This window comes from Alteribacter populi (assembly GCF_002352765.1).
In the GTDB taxonomy this organism is placed as follows: domain Bacteria; phylum Bacillota; class Bacilli; order Bacillales; family Salisediminibacteriaceae; genus Alteribacter; species Alteribacter populi.
Window position 1 is genome coordinate 3,799,154 of record NZ_KZ293963.1, and the last position, 20,419, is coordinate 3,819,572.

Annotated in this window: 17 protein-coding genes; 16 read left to right on the top strand and 1 reads right to left on the bottom strand. The window is 39.6% G+C overall.

The features are described 5' to 3' along the window. The first annotated feature begins 47 nt into the window (after window positions 1-47). The 16 genes from CDZ94_RS17520 (at window position 48) to CDZ94_RS17595 (ending at window position 19,752) form a co-directional block, all read left to right on the top strand. Entirely contained in the window at window positions 48-1,778 is a 1,731-nt protein-coding gene (locus CDZ94_RS17520; RefSeq protein ID WP_096439271.1) for an ABC transporter ATP-binding protein, read from the top strand. Further along, window positions 1,771-3,621 (top strand): ABC transporter ATP-binding protein, encoded by a 1,851-nt coding sequence (locus CDZ94_RS17525; protein WP_096439272.1) that lies wholly within the window; start codon window positions 1,771-1,773, stop codon window positions 3,619-3,621. Before CDZ94_RS17520 ends, CDZ94_RS17525 begins: the two co-directional genes overlap by 8 nt. A gap of 463 nt (window positions 3,622-4,084) precedes the next feature. Then, a complete protein-coding gene (locus tag CDZ94_RS17530; RefSeq protein WP_096439274.1) occupies window positions 4,085-4,807 on the top strand; it encodes a GntR family transcriptional regulator in 723 nt (240 codons plus the stop codon). 350 nt (window positions 4,808-5,157) lie between these two features. After that, a complete protein-coding gene (gene ald, locus CDZ94_RS17535; RefSeq protein WP_096439276.1) occupies window positions 5,158-6,297 on the top strand; it encodes an alanine dehydrogenase in 1,140 nt (379 codons plus the stop codon). A gap of 47 nt (window positions 6,298-6,344) precedes the next feature. Further along, complete coding sequence (locus CDZ94_RS17540) at window positions 6,345-7,703, top strand: aminotransferase (protein WP_096439278.1); 1,359 nt, start codon at window positions 6,345-6,347, stop codon at window positions 7,701-7,703. Window positions 7,704-7,885: 182 nt separating this feature from the next. Continuing rightward, window positions 7,886-9,367, top strand: coding sequence for an APC family permease (locus CDZ94_RS17545; protein WP_096439280.1), 1,482 nt, complete (start codon window positions 7,886-7,888; stop codon window positions 9,365-9,367). 384 nt (window positions 9,368-9,751) lie between these two features. Next, a complete protein-coding gene (locus CDZ94_RS17550; RefSeq protein WP_245415756.1) occupies window positions 9,752-10,951 on the top strand; it encodes a YeiH family protein in 1,200 nt (399 codons plus the stop codon). Between the two features lie 254 nt (window positions 10,952-11,205). Then, window positions 11,206-12,969, top strand: coding sequence for a sulfoacetaldehyde acetyltransferase (gene xsc / locus CDZ94_RS17555; protein ID WP_096439282.1), 1,764 nt, complete (start codon window positions 11,206-11,208; stop codon window positions 12,967-12,969). A gap of 99 nt (window positions 12,970-13,068) precedes the next feature. Then, the gene (locus tag CDZ94_RS17560; protein ID WP_096439284.1) at window positions 13,069-13,986 is read left to right on the top strand and encodes a selenium metabolism-associated LysR family transcriptional regulator; all 918 of its coding nucleotides are present in this window, start codon (window positions 13,069-13,071) and stop codon (window positions 13,984-13,986) included. A gap of 463 nt (window positions 13,987-14,449) precedes the next feature. Beyond that, entirely contained in the window at window positions 14,450-14,689 is a 240-nt protein-coding gene (locus CDZ94_RS17565) for a BhlA/UviB family holin-like peptide (protein WP_096439287.1), read from the top strand. 234 nt (window positions 14,690-14,923) lie between these two features. Then, the gene (locus CDZ94_RS17570) at window positions 14,924-15,880 is read left to right on the top strand and encodes a nucleoside hydrolase (protein ID WP_096439289.1); all 957 of its coding nucleotides are present in this window, start codon (window positions 14,924-14,926) and stop codon (window positions 15,878-15,880) included. Window positions 15,881-16,021: 141 nt separating this feature from the next. Further along, window positions 16,022-16,957 carry a ring-cleaving dioxygenase gene (locus tag CDZ94_RS17575; RefSeq protein ID WP_096439291.1) on the top strand — a complete coding sequence of 312 codons (936 nt, stop codon included), beginning with the start codon at window positions 16,022-16,024 and terminating at the stop codon, window positions 16,955-16,957. Window positions 16,958-16,967: 10 nt separating this feature from the next. Further along, on the top strand, window positions 16,968-17,582 hold the full coding sequence (locus tag CDZ94_RS17580; protein ID WP_096439293.1) for an alpha/beta hydrolase: 615 nt from the start codon (window positions 16,968-16,970) through the stop codon (window positions 17,580-17,582). A gap of 5 nt (window positions 17,583-17,587) precedes the next feature. Further along, window positions 17,588-18,196 carry a flavin reductase family protein gene (locus CDZ94_RS17585; RefSeq protein WP_096439295.1) on the top strand — a complete coding sequence of 203 codons (609 nt, stop codon included), beginning with the start codon at window positions 17,588-17,590 and terminating at the stop codon, window positions 18,194-18,196. Window positions 18,197-18,542: 346 nt separating this feature from the next. After that, the gene (locus tag CDZ94_RS17590) at window positions 18,543-19,322 is read left to right on the top strand and encodes a class I SAM-dependent methyltransferase (RefSeq protein WP_096439297.1); all 780 of its coding nucleotides are present in this window, start codon (window positions 18,543-18,545) and stop codon (window positions 19,320-19,322) included. A gap of 142 nt (window positions 19,323-19,464) precedes the next feature. Then, entirely contained in the window at window positions 19,465-19,752 is a 288-nt protein-coding gene (locus CDZ94_RS17595) for a VOC family protein (RefSeq protein WP_096439299.1), read from the top strand. A gap of 349 nt (window positions 19,753-20,101) precedes the next feature. Here CDZ94_RS17595 and CDZ94_RS17600 read toward each other — a convergent pair whose 3' ends face one another. Continuing rightward, window positions 20,102-20,416, bottom strand: coding sequence for a hypothetical protein (locus CDZ94_RS17600; protein WP_096439301.1), 315 nt, complete (start codon window positions 20,414-20,416; stop codon window positions 20,102-20,104). Window positions 20,417-20,419 lie beyond the last annotated feature (3 nt).

The following is a 20,419-nucleotide window of genomic DNA, read 5'->3' on the forward strand; positions in this document are numbered from 1 at the left end:
CACAATAAATATGTATGAAATGTTTCGTTTCGTTGGAGGATGACAACATGAGAAAGCTCTTTCCCTTTTTACGTCCATACCGGCTCCCGATTGCTGTAGCTTTAACGCTCACTCTCGTGGAGCTGGCTGTTGAATTATTACATCCTTATTTTATGTCACGCATTATCGATGATGGTATTATGCAAGGTGACCTTTCTACAGTTATTTACTGGGGAGCGATTATGATTGCCTTCTCGTTAATTGCGTTTGCCGCGGGGATTACGAATTCCTTTTACGCGGCGCACACGAGTCAAAGTACTGGTTACGACCTTCGAAGTAAGCTCTTCCAGAAGATTCAAGCCTTCTCATTTTCAAACTTCAGTAAATTTCCAACGTCGTCATTAATTACCCGGATGACAAACGACGTTACCCAACTGCAAAATACACTGTTTATGAGTTTACGGATCATGCTACGTGCTCCTTTACTCGTCATCGGAAGTGTCGTGATGGCGTTTGTCGTAAATCCGACGTTGGCTCTTATCCTCGTGATCGCCGTTCCACTTTTATTAGCCTTTTTACTATTCATTATGAAACGGGCAGGTCGTTTATTTAAGGCCGTGCAAAAGCGTGTGGACAATGTCAACGGTGTGGTACAGGAAAACCTCGCTGGAATGCGGTTAATTAAAGCTTTTACCCGGAGACATCATGAAGATGAGCGGTTTACTAATGCAAGCGGAGACCTTAAAGATCGAACGGTTTCAGCGTTACGTACTGTTGAAATTACCATGCCGATTATTCTATTGATCATGAACCTTAGTATTATGGCGATTTTGTGGTTTGGTAGCTTTCAAGTGAATACAGGGGGCGCGACTGTTGGTGAAGTAGTCGCGATTGTGAACTACACGACACGGATGTCGGGTGCGATGACGGTATTTTCAATGATTATTATGATTTTTTCCCGTGCAAAAGCGTCAGCTCAGCGTGTATCTGAAGTTCTCGAAACTGATATTGACTTAGTCGATACTGACCATGCAGATCCTGATAAAAAAATTCAGGACGGAAAAATTGCCTTTGATCGTGTATCGTTTCAATATCCAGGTACTTCTGCTTCTGTCATTAAAGAACTTTCATTCGAGGTGAAGCCTGGAGAGAAGGTGGCCATTCTAGGTGCAACCGGCTCAGGAAAATCTTCGTTATTTCAGCTGATTCCGCGTTTATATGATGTTAGTGACGGTTCGGTATACATTGATGGCGCAGATATACGAAACATGACGCTGGAGCGTCTTAGAAAACAGATCGGCTTTGTCCCGCAAGAAGCGATGTTATTTACCGGATCGATAAAAAATAACATCATGTGGGGGAAAGAAGATGCCTCGATGGGGGAAGTTATCTCAGCAGCGAAAAGTGCACAAATTCATGAAACGATTGAAAGCCTGCCTGACAGGTACGACACGCTCCTCGGCCAAAAAGGTGTAAATCTATCGGGAGGACAAAAGCAAAGGCTGTCCATTGCCCGTGCACTCGTACGTAAACCGAGAATCCTTCTCTTAGACGATAGTACGAGCGCTCTCGATATGAAAACGGAAGCAAGGCTCTTAGACGCCCTTGATACGTACAAGTGTACGACTCTTCTTATTACGCAAAAAATGAGTACAACGATGAATGCTGATAAAGTACTGTTATTAGAGGATGGCGAGCTGATCGCCGAAGGATCTCATGAGAAACTGCTCGAACACTCCAGTTTGTATCAAAAAATATATGCATCCCAGCTTGGAGAGGGGACGAGAAACAATGCTTAATTCATTAAAAAAACCTTTCCAATATAAAAAGCTCGACCTTGAACGAATGGATACAGAGAAAAGTGGTGCCTATTCATTTCAAAAACCGAAAACTGAAAATTTCTGGGGGACAGTTAAACGAATCGGAGGGTATTTAGCAGAAACAAAAGGGATGCTGATGTTTGTTATTTTCATGATTGTTGTCAGCTCAGCGATGGCTTTACTCGGTCCGTTTATTGTCGGCATGTCTATTGACAACTATATTGTCGATCAAGATCCAAACGGCCTTGTCTACATGCTTATCGGCTTAGCCATTGTTTACCTCTTCCACTCCCTATCCGTTTGGCAGCAGCATATGTGGATGATTCGGATTGCTCAAGAGACCGTTTTTAAAATGCGGACACAGCTGTTCCGCCATTTACACAAGCTGCCGATACCGTTTTTTGATAAACGGCAGCACGGCGACTTAATGAGCCGGGTGACCAATGACATGGAAAACGTCAGTAACACGTTAAACAGTTCGATGATTCAGATCATCTCCAGTGTGCTAACTCTTCTGGGGACGGTTGTTATTATGCTTTGGTTAAGTCCGCTGCTTACCGTCATTACGATGCTTATCGTTCCAGCTATGGTACTTGGGATGAAGTGGATAACGAAGCGGACGAGTAAGCTGTTTAAAGCCCAGCAAAAAAACCTTGGCGACCTAAACGGGTACATTCAAGAAACGATGAGCGGTCAGCGAATTGTAAAAACGTTTTCTCAAGAAGAGAAAGTGATTGCGGAATTTATGGAAAAAAATGAAAAGCTGAGAGGGACAGCGTTTTGGGCGCAAACCTTCTCTGGCTTCATTCCAAAGCTGATGAACATGTTAAACAACTTAAGCTTTGCAGTTATCGCCTTCATCGGTGGGGTTCTTGCTTTAAACGGGATGGTATCGATCGGGGTCATCGTTATTTTTGCCGAATACGCCCGTCAATTTACCCGCCCGTTAAACGACCTTGCCAACCAATTTAACCTTCTGCTCTCTGCCGTGGCAGGTGCAGAGAGGGTGTTTAACATCATCGATGAGGATGAAGAGATGAAGGATGAAAAAGGTGCGAAGGAACTCGGTTCAGTTACAGGTGAGGTTCAATTTTCTCACGTGTCCTTTTCTTATGAAGCAGACGGAGACACGATCAACGATTTAAGCTTTCAAGCTACACCTGGTGAAACAGTCGCTTTTGTTGGTCCGACTGGGGCTGGGAAGACGACGCTTATCAATTTACTATCTCGTTTTTATGAAGCCGAATCCGGTGAAATTACGATTGATGGACAGGACATTACAGAAATAAAAAGGGAAAGCTTACGGCAACAGATGGGATTCGTGCTGCAAGATTCGTTCTTATTTGAAGGAACCATTCGCGAAAATATTCGCTACGGACGCCTTGATGCAACCGATGAAGAAGTGGAAAAAGCAGCACGGCTTGCGAATGCTTTTTCCTTTATTGAAAAAATGCCGGATGGCTTTAATACAAAGCTTTCTGTAGATGGTGGCGGGATTAGTCAAGGTCAACGCCAGCTATTAGCAATTGCCCGGGCACTGCTCGCAAATCCAGCAATTTTAATTTTAGATGAAGCGACAAGCAGTATTGACACTGTGACAGAAATCAAGATCCAAGAAGCATTGCATCGGCTGATGAAAGGACGCACAAGCTTTGTGGTCGCTCACAGGTTGAATACGATTCAAAGCGCAGATCAAATCATTGTCCTTGACCAAGGCGAAATTGTTGAAAGAGGTTCCCATGAAACGTTGCTACAAAAAGAAGGGTTCTATTACAGTCTCTACCATAGTCAGCTCAAGCAGGAAATGCAGCCAATATCATAACCGAAGCGCTCTACTTTTTAGTAGGGCTTTTTTTAAGAAGTAAGCTAGGTATTAGCGGAGGGTACCTAGGGTGACGTATATCTTTTTTGAAAAATAAATTGTCATTTTATGATTGCGTTCGTTTAAAGGTCGACTCACAGTGAAAAACATGAGGCATCTGATCCAACATAAGTGTGTGAAAATTAATTTTCACATTCCATTTATTACATTTAGGTGCTTTATGAATAATTCAAGCTATCATATTAAAAATTTCAATTCATTTTATAGGAAAGTATAATAGGGTTAAATCTTCAGAATTTATTGAGTATTTAAAAATCATGTGATTTAATTAATTTATACTACTTGGAAAGTTATGACCTGCTTTTTAATACAAAGGGCTAATCCCTTTTTGAGGAAGGAAATAGCTGTTTGTATTTTAATGATATCATGGAGTTGAATCACCGATTAAAGGAGGATTAAAGAGATGGAATTTGACCATAAAGATTCAATTCCTTTACATGTACAATTAAGAAATAAATTAGAAAAACAAATCCTTAATGGCTTTTATGAAAATAAGATTCCTAGTGAACGTGAGTTTATGGAAAAGTATTCTGTTAGTAGGAGTACTGTAAGAGAGGCCATTTCACAACTGGTTCGTGAAGGCGTATTAGAAAAAAAACATGGTAAAGGTACATTTGTTTCCATTAAGCCTATTCAAGATTGGCTTGGCTCTCTTAGTAGCACGACCGATATTATTTATAAAATGGGAATGAAGCCTGGTGCAAAGTTACTTGACCATGGTATTGTACGGCCACCCAAAAACATTGTGAATGCAAGTGGCTTTGAACAAGCTTACTTTATCAAAAGAGTACGATATGCAGATGAAACACCCATTGCAATCGAAAATCAATACTATTCAGTAGAAACAGGGAATAAGTTGGCTAAACATGATATAGACAAAGGCACATTATATGATCTTCTTGAAAAAGAGTTAAGCATCAAGTTTACAGAAGCTGAACAAGTCATAACAAGTGGACATTTATCAGAAGATGATGCAAAGCATTTAGACGTTCCCGAACAATCAAGTGTATTAATTACTGAAAGAAAGACCTATGACACAGAAGGAGAGTTGATCGAATATTATGAGGGTTATTTTCGCTCGGATATGTATTCGTTCAAAATGAAATTATCACGGAGGTCTATTTAAAAGGTTAGAAACTTGCTGATTTGATTGAATCGCTTATAGGTAAAACAACACGGACATATCACTCGCACAAAATAAGGAGTTGATCGTGTTCGTGTTGAATATAAGTCAAGGTTAAATTGAGTTAGAGTATATCTACAACTTAAAAAATGAACACGCTTTCAAAGAAGATTAATAAGAAGGAGGGAATGCTATTTAAACTGGTACGGACGACAGGATGTTCGGATGTAAATGGGATGGGCAGAGTTGATGAGTGTGTAAGCATTATGAGTACTAAGTTAGCTGATTTCCTACGTAAGCCATAGAGTAGGAAAAGAGTTAAAGCCATTATGAATAGATGGGGTGTGTTTATAATGATTATCGGAATTCCTAAAGAAATTAAAAATAATGAAAACAGAGTGGCCATAACTCCCTCAGGTGTAACAGCTTTTGTGAACAACGGTCACCAAGTGTGGGTTGAACGCGACGCAGGAATTGGAAGCGGGATTACTAATGAAGAATTTATTGAATCTGGAGGGAAAATCGTCGAAACAGCAACAGAGGCTTGGTCAGCTGAAATGGTAATGAAGGTAAAAGAGCCACAGCCAGAGGAATACCAATATTTTCGGGAAGGGATCATTTTATTTACGTATCTTCACTTAGCTGCAGAACCAGTATTAACGCAACAGTTGATTGAGAAAAAAGTGACTACTATTGCGTATGAAACGATTCAACTCGAAAATGGTTCCCTTCCTTTGTTAATACCAATGAGCGAAGTAGCGGGAAGAATGTCGGTTCAAATAGGAGCCCAATATTTAGAGAAATCAAAAGGTGGAAAAGGAGTTCTCCTTGGTGGCGTTCCAGGGGTAAAACCAGCAAATGTCGTGATTATAGGCGGAGGAATTGTTGGAACCAATGCTGCAAAAATGGCAATAGGGCTAGGGGGAAATGTAACCATTTTAGATGTTAGTAATGCTCGATTACGCCAATTAGATGATCAGTTTACAGGAAGAATTAAAACCGTTATGTCAAACAGCTATAACATTGCTGAAGAAGTAAAAAAAGCTGATTTATTAATTGGTGCTGTCCTTATTCCAGGTGCACGTGCTCCACGTTTAGTCACAGAGGACATGGTTCAGCAAATGGAACAAGGCTCAGTTGTAGTAGATGTAGCTATTGACCAAGGGGGATCTATTGAAACTATTGATCGGATAACAACTCATGATAAGCCGACGTATTTGAAACACGGTGTATTGCACTATGCAGTAGCCAACATACCTGGCGCAGTTTCTCGTACGTCAACTTATGCACTAACAAACGTTACTAGTCAATATGCAGTCTCACTTGCTAATAAGGGATTTAAGCAAGCGGTCACAAAAAGCTCAGCGTTAGCTAAAGGAGTGAGCACATTAAATGGATGTGTCACCTATCGAGCCGTTGCAGAAGCGCATCAATTGAACTATACATCACTTGAATCGGTTTTAAATAATGGTCCGGTTATGGTTTCAAAATAATAAGATCAATATAAGCAAGCTCAAACCATTTAGGAGGTTGATTGTTTATGAAAGTTGGAGTAGAGAAAGATGTGTTAGTTCAACAGGATAAAGACCACTTGTGGCATGCAATGTCTCGTCATTCAGAAAATTCAAGCCCTTTGATTGCAGTATCAGGAGAGGGTTCATGGTTTACTGACATTGATGAGAATAAATATTTTGATGGTGTTTCTGGATTATGGTGTTTAAATTTAGGCCATGGTAGAAAAGAAATTGTTGAGGCTGCTTCTAAACAAATGATGGATCTAACATACTCTCCATTAACGTTAAGCCATACCCCTGCTATTAAACTATCATCTAAAATTAGTGAGTTACTCGGAGGGGCGTATACGACATTCTTTTCAAATAGCGGTTCGGAAGCAAATGAAACGGCATTTAAAATCGCGCGTCAGTATCACAACCAAAATGGGAATCCAGGAAAATATAAATTTATTTCACGATATCGTGCGTATCACGGTTCTACATTAGGTGCTTTAAGTGCGACAGCACAAGCGAATCGTAGAGTGAAGTACGATCCTACTATGCCGGGGTTCCTTCATGTCCCGCCACCATACAGTTACCGAAATACTTTTGGTGACGATCCATCTAAGGGTGATCTTATTGCTGCTGACCTGATCGATCAGATGATCGCATGGGAAGGAGCTGAAACCGTTGCGGGAGTTATTATGGAGCCGATTATCTCTGGTGGTGGTGTCATCATTCCTTCAAAAGAGTATTTAAAGCGCGTCGCAAATATTTGTAAAAAACATGATGTATTATTGATCATTGATGAAGTTGTTTCTGGGTTTGGACGTACAGGAGAGATGTTTGGCTTTATGCATTCCGAGGGAGTTCAACCGGATATTGTCACGATGGCCAAAGGGTTAACAAGCGGTTACTTACCTTTAGGTGCAACGGCAGTTAGTTCAAAGATTTATTCGAAATTTAAAGAGCCAGGTAAGGATAATCACTTTAGACATGTGTCTACTTACGGAGGACACCCGGCATCATGCGCGGTCGCATTAAAAAATATTGACATCATCGAAAGAGAAAATATTGTTGACCGAGTGGAACAACTTGGAGAAGCAATATTGGGAGAGTTAAGAGAGTTGATTGAGCATGATCATGTCGGCGAGGTAAGGGGAGTAGGGTTTCTATATGGGATTGAACTGGTAGAGGATAAAGGATTAAAGACACCTGCATCTGAGGAATATATGGGAAAAGTTATTGCGGAGTGTAAAAGTAGAGGGTTAATTATTGGTCGCAATGGGGATACGGTTCCTGGATATAACAATGTACTGATCATTGCACCGCCTTTATCTTCAACTGAGGAAGATTTAAGATCAGTTGTTCATACTATTAAGACGGTACTTTATGAATTAAGGTAGTAATCTAGTAAAAAGAAATCAGTTGCTAGTGATCAGATACAATACAAAAGGAGGAATACATAAAAATTCCTCCTTTTTACAATTTTATGGAGAAAGCGCTTACAGTATCGAATGGTATAGTTGTCCTTTAGGTATATATATTTTCTGATTATTCAAATTTTTATAAGTGAGAGGAGTTAATCATGGAAGAGAGGACACAGCTAAAAAAAGTCCTAAAACCACATTGGGTATGGGCAATAGCTTTAGGGTCGGCTGTCGGTTGGGGATGCTTTATACTCCCGGTAGTATGGATGGATCAGGCAGGTCCATTAGGGGCAATACTTGGACTAGTTATAGGGGCATTATTAATGATTGTAATCGCTGTCAGCTTTGGTTTTTTGATCAATAACTTTCCGGTATCTGGAGGAGGATTTGCCTATGCATACTTAGGTTTTGGTCGCAATCATGCTTATATTTGCGGATGGTTTTTAACACTTGGATACATTTGTATCGTTGCTTTAAATGCTTCTGCACTCGCTTTATTAGGCAAATTTTTGATTCCAGATCTTGTAGAAGTAGGCTATGTTTATAGCATTAGCGGATGGGAAGTCTATGCTGGAGAAATTGTGATTGCAAGCTTGGCATTGATTGCTTTTGCATTTTTCAATATTCGCGGAACAGAAATCTCGGGAAGAATACAATTTATTTTTTGCGCTACCTTAGTTTTAGGAATTGTTACCCTCACAGCAAGTATGTTACTTCACTCTTCCTCAACTCTAAGTAATATTGAACCATTATTTAATCCACAAATACCAGTTTGGACTGCGGTTATTTCAATTGTAGCCATTGCACCTTGGGCTTATGTCGGTTTTGATAATATTCCCCAGGCGGCCGAAGAATTCGATTTTTCACCGAAAAAAGCGTTTATGTTAATCGTTTTATCGATCATTGTTGCATCCCTTTTGTATTCATTAATGATTATTGCAACAGCGGTTGCGATGCCTTGGCAATTGTTAGTTGGAGAACAGCCTATATGGGGAACAGGTGATGCTGTATCAAATGTTCTCGGTATCACTGGCGTCCTTTTGTTAGCACTTTCTCTATGTATGGGAATATTTACAGGATTAAATGGATTTTATGTTTCTTCAAGCCGTCTATTATTTGCGATGGGTCGTGCCAAAGTTTTGCCTCACATTTTTACAAAGCTTCATCCAAGGCACGAGACGCCATATATAGGAATTCTTTTCACCTGTTTGTGCTGTCTTATTGCACCATGGTTCGGTCGAGAGGTCCTTTTATGGGTTGTTGATATGACCGCAACGGGTGTAACCATTGCTTATTTTTATACTTGTATTGTTGCATTTAAACTCTTTAAATGGTCGGAAAAAGATTCTGTTAATAGTGGAGAACTCAGTAAATTAGATGGTGCTGTGTCCCCTTTTAAAAAGAGCTTATCTTTACTAGGCGCTTTATGTGGCCTTACATTTTTGAGCTTATTACTCATACCAGGATCTCCAGCTTTCTTAGGTACCCCTTCATTGATCGCCTTAATTGTTTGGGTTCTTCTAGGTACCATTTTTTATCTATATAACGGAAAAAGGTATAGACAGGTTTCTAAGAAAGAACTTGACTACTTCATTCTTGGCGACGCTGATCCTAAAAGAAAAAAATCAATTAATATTTAAATCAAGGCTGTTTCGCAAACTTTGTTGTTCTTAGCAACTTAGCATTAGAAGCGAAAGGCGGAGAATGAAGCGTTGCCTGCAGCAAAGAAGACACCGTGAATCTGAACAAAGTGAAGGAAGAACGGATGTCGCACTTGTCCCCTGGGGTGAAAGCGTCCGCCTGTATCGACTTCTAACAGATAAAAGCCACAACCTTTTAGAAAAGAGCCTTAAGAAAAGGATTCTGACTTGACGATCATTTTAGTGCGTTTGTAATACTAGTGAATATAAACCAACAAACAGATAATAAAAATCTTTAATAAACCGCATTATAAATCGCGATGACTCTTACCCTCTTCTACATGATACTGTTTAAGTAGAAAAGGAAGAGGGAGGAGATGTGGAGTGGGCTCTTCAAGTGCCGAGCAAGTAAAGGAACTAGAACATCCAATAAATAAGGAGAAAAGTAAAAGTAAACAAAGTGCGTTTCGAGTTTTACCAGGAGTGGCCCTATGCTTTTCTATCATGTTGATTGGCGTTTTTTTAGCGGAATGGTTAGGTCAAGCGATAAATCAATTACGAGGACTACCAAGTACGAATCATAGTCCAATTTCTAGTATCTTTGTTGCGGTAATTTTAGGTTTACTCGTTCGCAATGTTTTAGGACTGCAAGAAATATTTAGAGATGGCGTTACGTTTTCAATCAAGTTCATCCTGAAGTTTGGAATTATTTTACTTGGCATTCGTTTAAGCTTTATGGACGTTGTGATGTTAGGAGCTTGGAGCATACCGATTATACTTGCTTGTATTGTTTCTGGACTCCTCATAACTTTATGGATAACCCATAAGATGAAGCAATCCCACAGATTAGGGACGCTTGTAGCGGGTGGAACAGGGATATGTGGGATTACAGCCATTGTAGCTATTTCCCCTGGAATAAAAGCGAATGACGAAGAAGTAGCTTACGCTGTAGCGAATATTACTTTTTTTGGATTAACAGCAATGTTTGCCTATCCGTATCTAGCTTTTTACTTATTTCAAGATGACCCAATAAGAGCAGGACTATTTCTAGGGACAGCACTCCATGATACAGCGCAAGTAGCAGGTGCGGCTTTGATTTATAACCAACTGTTTGACATACCTCAAGTCGTTGATATCGCAACGATTACAAAGCTTACTAGAAATGTTTTCATCGTGGCTGTCGTTCCCCTTTTATCTTATTTTTACTTAAGAAATGTAATGGGGAGAGCTAGCGAAAAAGAAACCTCCCATAAAAAGTGGTACAAATTAATTCCTTTATTTGTGTTAGGCTTTTTATTTTTGTCCATCGTTCGATCGATTGGTGATGTAGGAGTTTCAAACAATGGCTTAGCTTTTGGCGTATTACATCCTGAGAAGTGGAAGTCAACTTGGACAAATCTCAGTACGGTAGGTTCTCAATACATGCTAGGCATTGCAATGGCGGGAGTAGGGCTCTCCACTAGCCTTGGTGTTTTTAAAGGGTTGGGAATGAAGCCCTTTTATATTGGAATGGTTGCCGCATTAGCTGTTAGTCTCGTTAGCCTTATCATGGTTTATTTATTAGGTGGTTTGATTACATTATAGAGGTTGTTGATAGAGATCTCTAAAACTAGCTGCAAGGTTTAGTGAGCGAATCAATGAATGATTAAATTTAATAAAGAGTGTTATTAATTTTTAAAATAACAAACTTTCCGAATCTTTAGAATATAATGTTGTTAAATTATTTTATTCATGATTAAATTGACTTATAAATCCAATAGCTTTAGCCGTCATTAATTTAACTGGTACGGACGTCGTGACCAATTGGGTTTTATTTTTATTATTTAGGAGGGAATTAAATGGCTAAACTTGCAAACGAAGTAAAGGTTAATGTAAAAGTAAAAATGACCACAAGTGAAGCGATTGTTGAAACGTTGTTAGCAGAAGGAATTGATCATATCTACGGGATATTAGGCTCTGCATTTATGGATATGCTTGATTTACTTCCGACTGCAGGTATCCAATTTATACCTGTCCGTCACGAACAAAGTGCAGCTCATATGGCTGATGGGTATACACGTGTGACAGGTAAGGCTGGTGTTGTCATTGGACAAAATGGACCTGGAATGACAAATATGGTGACTTCAGTAGCAGCTGCTAATATGGCTCATACACCAATGGTGGTTATTTCACCTTCCGCTGGTACACCGACGATTGGATGGGATGGATTCCAAGAATGTGATCAAGTATCTGTATTTGAGTCCATTACAAAAGAGACGGTAAGAGTTCCTCATCCGAGTAGGGTAGCCGACTGCTTACGAACGGCATTCCGTATTGCCTATGCTGAAAGAGGTCCTGTTCTATTTGACATACCGAGAGATTATTTCTTTGGAGAAATCGAAGAACAAATCTTGCAACCGCATCAATATCGAGTAGATAAACGAGGATATGGGGATTCTGATTCGATTGATGATGCAGTTCAATTATTAGCAAATGCAGAGAACCCTGTCATTATTTCAGGTAGAGGGGCTGTAGATGCGGATGGTATTGATCAAGTTCGAGAGATTGCTGAATATCTAACAGCTCCTGTCGCTGTGTCCTATATGCATAATGATGCTTTTCCTTGTGACCATCCATTAGCTGTTGGACCTATGGGGTATATGGGGTCCAAGGCAGCCATGAATACGTTAAAAGAAGCAGATGTTTTGTTAGCGATTGGAACGCGACTTTCTGTATTTGGTACATTACCTTGTTATGACATTGATTATTTCCCGAAAAATGCGAAAATTATTCAAGTTGATATTAATCATAGAAATATTGCAAGAACTCATCCAATTGAGGTGGGGATTATTGGAGATGCAAAAGAGGCTACTACTGAAATGACAAAAAGATTAAAAGAGAAGAAGCGTGAAATGAGCACAAACCACGACCGTCTCGCAAGGGTAGCAGAGGAGAAACAAAAATGGCAAGAAGAGCTTGAAGCGCTTGCTATGGTAGATGGTGAACCTATGAATCCACGTCGGGCCTTGTTAGAAATTTCGCGACTAGTACCCGAGAATGCGATTGTTACATCTGATATTGGTAATACTTCCTCAACATCCAATTCCTACTTGAAATTTACTCAACCTAGAAAGCATATAGCAGCTTTAACTTTTGGAAACTGCGGCTTTGCTTATCCAGCAGCTATGGGGGCAAAGAGAGGAGCACCAGATTGTCCTGTTGTTTCAATTGCGGGTGATGGCGCATGGGGAATGAGCTTACATGAGGTCAGCACGGCGGTAGAGCAAAATCTACCTGTCATCGCATGTGTTATTAATAACGGTGCTTGGTGTGCTGAAAAGAAAAACCAAGTTGATTTTTACAATAACCGCTTTGTTGGTGCTGACATTGAAGGACCTAATTTCGCTGAAGTTGCACAAAGCATGGGAGCTAGAGGTATTCGTGTCGATAACCCAGAAGACTTAAAATCGGCATTTGAGGAAGCATTGAAGTCTGGAAAACCAACTGTATTAGATATTCAAGTCGATGGCACTCAACTAGCTCCACCGTTTAGAAAAGATGCTTTAAAAATGCCAGTACGACTGTTGCCAAAATATGCCCATCTTGATCATAAAAATTGGTAAGTATTTTTTATTTTCATCTCCTTAACTATACAACTTATAGTTAAGGAGATTCTCTTATCATTTTCTACATACATTTATATAAGAGCTGGGGGTATATAAGTGAACTATGAACAATTACGAACGTTCTTGTCGGTCGCAGAGAAGAAAAGCTTTTCTGAAACAGCAAAATTACTATTTTTATCACAACCAACAATTACCTCACAAATTAAATCCTTAGAAAAACATTTAAATACAAGTCTTTTTGAAAGATCAACGAAACAAGTTGAACTTACTAAATCCGGGGAATTACTTTATAAATACGCAAAAGAAATTATTAAGATCAGTGAATCTGCTGAAAAAGAGATAGTAAAGTTGCATGGTGAAATCCAAGGGCGTTTAATTATTGCTTGCAGCTTAACAGTTGGTGAGAATGTTCTCCCGCGGTTATTAGGAAGTTTCAAAAAGAACTACCCATTAATTGATTTGAGTGTAGACATTACGAATACGAACCAAATTTTACAAAAAATAAAAGATCATGTATTAGATTTAGGGTTAATTGAAGCCCCTGTGGAAGACCCTCAGCTCGTACTTGAACCCTTTATGGAAGATGAGCTTGTACTTATTGCAAAACCCGGCTTTTTTGAAAAGGAAAAAATGAATGTTTCTATAGAAGAATTGGTTAAATTACCTTTAGTGTTACGTGAAAAAGGGTCAGGGACTAGAACGGTGATGGCACAACATTTAATAAGTGGTGGATTAAATCCTGCCCATTTAAACATTGTTTTCGAGCTAGGGAGTACTGAGGCTATTAAATCAGCAGTTGAAAATGGTTTAGGCGTGTCTATTATTTCTAAAAGCGCAATAAAGAAAGAACTACGATTGCAATCATTAAAAGCGTATTCAATTAAAAATATTTTACTTTCTCGCCACTTTTATATTGTTTATCATCGCGATACCGTGTTAAAACAGACCGTCGAACCGTTCATTCAGCTCATTAAGGATTCAAAACCTGACCACTTTTGTATACAGGAGATGTAGACCTCAATTATTCATAAAGCATCTAAATGTAGTAAATGGAATGGAAAAATCAACTTTCACACACTAATGTTGGATCAGATGCCTCATGTTTCACTGTGAGTCGACTTTTAAACGAACGTGACATACGTCACCCTAGTACTCTCTAGAGTTTATATTACATTTTGGTACTCGAATCAGCTACAGGCGGACGCTTTCATCCCAGGGCAATGCTTCAGACCATAGCCGAGATCATAACCGAAGCGCTCTACTTTTTAGTAGGGCGTGTTTTTGTGCGCAAGGCATTCATTTTTCCGGAAAATTAATTTTGGCTATACATTTGTAAGTCATTTGGTTTAGAAAATGAGCTTCAAAACGAATAAAAAAACAGCACTTTGACTCAGACGACAAGCCCGAAACAAATACGTCATAATGCATAGTCTATTACTATTAATTGAAAAAGAGAGAACCAGGAGGGAGTAAACAAATGTGGGAAGCGCTAATAGGTTATGGAATACAAACCAATGTCGGGATATTCGGATTGCTTTTTATTATATTACTGGCGACTGTGATATGGGGTGTTCGCTGGGTAATGGCAATGAACAATGAAAGAGAAAAGCGCTACATTCATGTCATTGATAAACAAGCAGAAAGTTTGAAAGCTTTAGCCGAAATTCAAAGAGACGTAAAAGAGATTAAAAAGTATATGTATCATAAGAAGGAGTGAGTAAGACCGATTGTAAACGATGGGAGAAATGAAATTTGACTAGAACCGAAGCCAAAATTGACTAGAAGAACCTCAAATATGACTAGAACCCGAGTGAAGCAGGCTAGACCGGCAAAAATTTAACAAACCAAGTTTTGATAAAAAAGGAATAAAGTAGCATACTGATTTTTTTATCCACACGATATAGTAAAATACCAAATGATTTTATAAATCGTGTGCGAAGAGGTGACTAGAATGAAAAATGTTCTACTATTCACTGATCCCGGGATCGATGATGCATTCGCCATTCTTTACTGTGCCCTGCATCCTGACATTAAATTAGTGGGAGTGGTCGCCTGTTATGGAAATGTAGAACTAGAAGTAGCTACACGCAATGTTCATTATATCCTTAGTCTTTTAGATCTCGAGGTTCCTGTGTTCACTGGGGCACACCAGCCTTTGTCTCAAGTGGAGACGGAATTTTTCCAACACATCCATGGAGTAGCAGGCCTTGGTCATAAGGAGCCAGAAAAAGAAATGGAGGACATGCTAACGAATTTTAGTGACCTGTTCCAGAAAATCGCTGAGTATGATGACCTTATTATTATTGAAATTGGTCGACTCACCAGCTTAGCTATGGCCTACATGTTAGGAAAACGATCAATGAGTAATGTGAAAGAAATTTATGTAATGGGTGGGGCGTTTCACGTTCCGGGAAATGTTACTCCTATTGCTGAAGCGAACTTCCATGGTGACCCTATTGCTGCAAATGTCATTCTTCATAACCTTCCTATAAAACTTTTCCCACTAAACGTAACCTCAGATGCTGTGATTACAGAAGATATGGTTGATTATATTTTAGCTCACTCCCCCATTGAACAAATCAAACCGTTAATTAAATCAATGTATACTTTTTATTATGATTTTTATAAAGAGATTGACCCTTTAGCATCTGGTCCCTCCATTCATGACCTTATTCCTGTTATGTGTTTGACTTCTCCAAACATCGTTGATTTTGTGAGTAGGCAAGTGACAGTTGAAATTAGTACGGGTCCTGGAAGAGGGGTCAGTATTGCTGATTTTCGCCCTAGAAATGAAGAACAAGAACGGGAAAGTGGGGATGAGATTTTTCATGAAATTGCAGTTGATCTTGATTACCGGGAATTTTTCTATTTATTTTTAGAGACAATGGTTTTAGGGGAAGGACGATAATCGGTAAAGGTGTTCGTCCTGATTCTGTTGAACGGAGAAAATAAACAAATGATTTGAAAACTACGCCAAATGGGTATATGATAAAAGTACTAAGTTACTTACTTTTTGAAAGCAACAAATGTTCGAATAGAGGAGGGTATTATGGATAAACCAATACAAGGAATTCACCACATTACTGCCATTGTCGGGAACCCTCAGGAAAACGTTGATTTTTATGTCGACGTATTAGGGTTGCGCCTCGTGAAAAAAACGGTAAACTTCGATGATCCGGGAACTTATCACCTTTACTTTGGGGATAAAGAAGGATCTCCAAGTACGATCATGACGACCTTTCCTTGGGACAGTGCCCGGCAAGGGAAAATTGGTACAGGCCAAGTAGGGATCACGTCGTTTGTCGTACCGGTTGGAGCATTATCTTTTTGGGAAGAGAGATTGACGCACAAACAAATTCAGTATAAAAAACATGAGCGCTTTGGCGAGGAATATCTTTCATTTGTTGATTCGCACGGCTTAAAGCTTGAAATCGTCGCGCGAAATCAAGGCGAGCCAAGTCAGTGGGCCTATGATGACATTACACCAACTGAAGCAATTAAAGGCTTTGGTGGTGCCGTACTGTATACAGCGAATCCTGAAGCGACAGGGGATCTACTTGTCGATGTGATGGGATTAAAGAAAGTCGGTGAAGACGGGTCACTTATCCGTTTCGAAGCTGAAGGAGATTTAGGTAATCTCATTGATCTTGATTCATCAATCACAGAGTATGGCGGCTTAGGTGTTGGCACTGTTCACCATATCGCCTGGCGAGCAGCAAATGATGAATCCCAGCTCGAATGGCAAAGTCATCTAAAAAACCACGGCTTTCAACCGACAGAAGTCATGGACCGCCAGTATTTCAAATCGATTTATTTCCGTGAGGCGGGAGGCGTTCTTTTTGAAATTGCTACAGATCCGCCTGGATTTTTATGGGATGAACATGTCGAAGAGCTTGGTAGCGAATTGAAGCTCCCTCCTTGGTTAGAACCGGCTCGCAAAAAAATTGAAAATATCGTACTACCTATAACCACTCCAAAATCATGAGGTGATTAAAATGAAAAGTATTTTTGAAAAACGCAGTGAAAACAATCCATATACATTGCTTCTATTACATGGAACGGGTGGAGATGAACGTGACCTATTACCAATCGCAAATATGATTGATAAAGAAGCTTCCATTTTAAGCGTGCGAGGAAATGTCTTAGAAAACGGGATGCCTCGCTTTTTCCGAAGACTGCGTGAAGGTGTATTTGATGAAGAAGATTTGATTTTCCGAACGGAAGAGTTGCATACCTTTTTAGATGAAGCAGCGAAAGAGCACGGCTTTGACCGGAGAAAAGTGGTTGCAGTCGGCTATTCGAATGGGGCGAACATTGCAGGAAGCTTGCTTTATCAATATAAAAACGCACTTCGCGGAGCAGTTTTGCTCCACCCAATGGTACCGCGTAGAGGTCTTGAGCTTCCAGATCTGTCGAATACACCTGTTTTTATCGGTGCCGGGGAAAATGATCCGATTTGCGCTCCTGAAGAGACCAAGGAACTTGAGGAAGCGCTCACCCAAGCAGGTGCTAATGTTGACGTGTTTTGGGCTAATCAAGGTCACCAGCTGACTCGTGATGAAATCGATCACGCGACGCGCTGGTATGAAAATGTCACGAAAGGGGAGTAGGAGAAATGAAGCCCTTAGACCCGGGAAAACTTTCGAAAAAAGAGAATTATACATTACTTACTGAGTCGGTGATTCCAAGACCGATTGCCTTTGTAACTAGTCAATCAGCCGACGGTGTGTTAAATGCGGCACCATTTAGCTTCTTTAATGTTGTTTCAGCAGATCCGCCACTGATTATGGTATCGATCGGAAAGCGTGGCGCTGAAAAGAAAGATACGTCACGCAATATTGTCGAGACAGGGTCCTTTGTCGTTCACGTAACCGATGAGGAAAACTTAGAGGAGATGAACGCTACAGCGGCGAATTTGCCGCCTGACGAAAGTGAAGTTGAGAAGGTTGGACTTACTCCGGTGAAAAGTTCGGCTGTAGAGGTTCCAGGTTTAAAGGAAGCCCGCATCCGCTTTGAATGTAAACTTGAAAAGCACCTGAGTTTTGAAGGAAAGGAAGGTGCAACCGACGTCATCTTTGGCCGGATTGTCCACTACCATGTGACAGAAGATCTGCTCGATGCAGACGGTCATGTGAATGCAGAAAAACTAAAGCCCATCTCTCGACTCGGTGGAAAAGACTATACAAACTTAGGAGAGATCTTCTCTCTTGAGCGACCAAAATAACAAGAGACATTGAAACGTAGGTTTTTATACCTTCTGAACTCTCTTAGAAAAGCTGTTGAGAAGCATTGCTCTCAACAGCTTTTGCATTTCGATTAAAAGGTCAGAAGATATAAGCACGGCTGGTGACTAGATTCTGACGAAAAACCAGATCTTCCAGTTGTTTGACTTCATTCCGCCAAAAAACCAGGCCTTCGCGCTGAATGACCAGATTCCTCCGCTCTTTTAACAGGAATTTACTGTATTTTGTCGAAGTATAATAAAGATACCTAGTAGGTTAATGGACGTTGACACGTGGTACTTTCCGATGAAAATTCAACAAAATTAATGTTATAGGAGTTGTCGTTACATGGAAAACGAAAATGTGAAAAATAAAGTGGTTGCTCAATTCGGTAAGAATGCGGAGAAATATGTAACGAGCGAATCTCACGCTAGAGGAGGAGATCTTCCTAAACTGGTTGAATGGCTACAACCTCAAAGTTATTGGACAGCTTTAGATATTGCAACAGGTGGTGGCCATGTATCAAAAGCTTTATCACCACATGTTTCACAAGTCTTTGCTACAGATCTGACAAAAGAAATGTTAGCTAACACAGCAAAACATTTGAATCAATCCTATCACAATATTTCTTATGTCATTGCCGATGCCGAAAAGCTGCCGTTTCTTGATCACACGTTTGACATTGTAACCTGCCGTATTGCGCCCCATCATTTCCCGAACCCCCATCATTTTATAAATGAAGCTGCAAGAGTGTTAAAACCAAACGGCTTATTTCTCATGATCGATAACGTCGTGCCAGAAGAGAAGAATCTAGCAGAATTTATGAACAGACTGGAAAAATTAAGGGATGAAAGTCATTCACAGTGCCTTTCTATTGAAGAATGGAGGCATCTGTTTTCTAGGGCAGCCTTGCTGGAGACGAAATCAGAAATTCGAAAAAAGACATATTCTTTTCCTGCGTGGGTGGAGCGTACAGCAAATAATCAGAGTCAAATAGAGAGTGTCAATCAATATATTGCGGAAGGAAGCGAGGAAATCCAAAATTATTTTAACGTTTCCTTTCTCAATAAAAACATTGAATCACTTCAAATAGATGAATGGATGGTCCTCTGTAAAAAAGAGAGTTAGATGAATGCATACGATGAACTTGGATGAAAATCAAAGTGAGTTAATAAAGTAAAACGGAGTCATTCGTTCAAATAAATATATTGCCATTACATACACCACTCACCTGGAACTTACATGCATATTTGAGGGAGATCATAACGCAATGTTATCCTTTCAAAACAGCAGTCCGACGGTTTTCTTAGTGGAAACGGAAAAAGTAAGTCATCACTCCTTTTTAAATACGCGAACAGGGGTGGAACATAGTACCCTTGATTTTTATACAGAAGACTTGGAAGGGTGTTATAACGATTTAAAATCAAAAAGAGTTAAAGTAGGGGCCCTAAATAAAAACGGTTTGTATGGTGGATTTGGCTTCTACGATCCGGACGGTCATTTGCTTAGTGCGACAAATGTTTTACATGAGGGGCAAGAGAAATTTAAGCAAATATAAAGTATCAGATCCGAGTGATATTTATGAAGGTTTGATTGCGGATGCCATTCCAGAAAACATTGGTGTTTATGTGATAAAAAAGCTTTGTTCAGATGTTAAAAAAACAGATTTCGTTCATTTTTGTTACGTGAAAAATCGGTAAAAAAACCCATGCTCAGAAAAGTAACGGGTTTACTTGTGAGGTGCAAAACGGCAAAACACAGACAAATTCACACTCTAAATCACACAACTTTCACAATCGAAATCATAGTATAATTCGCATATTAAAATGGCACGAAGAATCAGTTCTTCGTGCCATTTTTTCATATTTGCTTACCGAACTAACGCTCTCCGTTTGTTCAACAAGGTGTCATTTAGTTAAAAATTTATCTTTTGAAACTATACCCCATTTATTTGCTACAAGTTTATCTATATATTCGCTAACACTAATTTCTTCCAACTCCATTACAAGTGGTTGTAGAGATACATAACATTCATTTGTCTCATAATTTATCGTGACTTTTACAACCTCATATCCATTATGAAATCTTGAATCAAAGCCTGGGTCATCAATAATATCTCCTTTAACAGGACGAATATTTGATTTAAATGTTTTCATTACTATTTCCGAATTACCATTTTCTTCTTTTGTAGATGTTACAAGCATAATCATTTTGATTTTCACAAC

Excerpts from the sequence above, each read along its gene's own strand:
- CDZ94_RS17520 (WP_096439271.1), top strand. The coding sequence starts at position 48 with ATGAGAAAGCTCTTTCCCTTTTTACGTCCATACCGGCTCCCGATTGCT.
- CDZ94_RS17525 (WP_096439272.1), top strand. The coding sequence starts at position 1,771 with ATGCTTAATTCATTAAAAAAACCTTTCCAATATAAAAAGCTCGACCTT.
- CDZ94_RS17530 (WP_096439274.1), top strand. The coding sequence starts at position 4,085 with ATGGAATTTGACCATAAAGATTCAATTCCTTTACATGTACAATTAAGA.
- ald (WP_096439276.1), top strand. The coding sequence starts at position 5,158 with ATGATTATCGGAATTCCTAAAGAAATTAAAAATAATGAAAACAGAGTG.
- CDZ94_RS17540 (WP_096439278.1), top strand. The coding sequence starts at position 6,345 with ATGAAAGTTGGAGTAGAGAAAGATGTGTTAGTTCAACAGGATAAAGAC.
- CDZ94_RS17545 (WP_096439280.1), top strand. The coding sequence starts at position 7,886 with ATGGAAGAGAGGACACAGCTAAAAAAAGTCCTAAAACCACATTGGGTA.
- xsc (WP_096439282.1), top strand. The coding sequence starts at position 11,206 with ATGGCTAAACTTGCAAACGAAGTAAAGGTTAATGTAAAAGTAAAAATG.
- CDZ94_RS17565 (WP_096439287.1), top strand. The coding sequence starts at position 14,450 with ATGTGGGAAGCGCTAATAGGTTATGGAATACAAACCAATGTCGGGATA.
- CDZ94_RS17570 (WP_096439289.1), top strand. The coding sequence starts at position 14,924 with ATGAAAAATGTTCTACTATTCACTGATCCCGGGATCGATGATGCATTC.
- CDZ94_RS17575 (WP_096439291.1), top strand. The coding sequence starts at position 16,022 with ATGGATAAACCAATACAAGGAATTCACCACATTACTGCCATTGTCGGG.
- CDZ94_RS17580 (WP_096439293.1), top strand. The coding sequence starts at position 16,968 with ATGAAAAGTATTTTTGAAAAACGCAGTGAAAACAATCCATATACATTG.
- CDZ94_RS17585 (WP_096439295.1), top strand. The coding sequence starts at position 17,588 with ATGAAGCCCTTAGACCCGGGAAAACTTTCGAAAAAAGAGAATTATACA.
- CDZ94_RS17590 (WP_096439297.1), top strand. The coding sequence starts at position 18,543 with ATGGAAAACGAAAATGTGAAAAATAAAGTGGTTGCTCAATTCGGTAAG.
- CDZ94_RS17595 (WP_096439299.1), top strand. The coding sequence starts at position 19,465 with ATGTTATCCTTTCAAAACAGCAGTCCGACGGTTTTCTTAGTGGAAACG.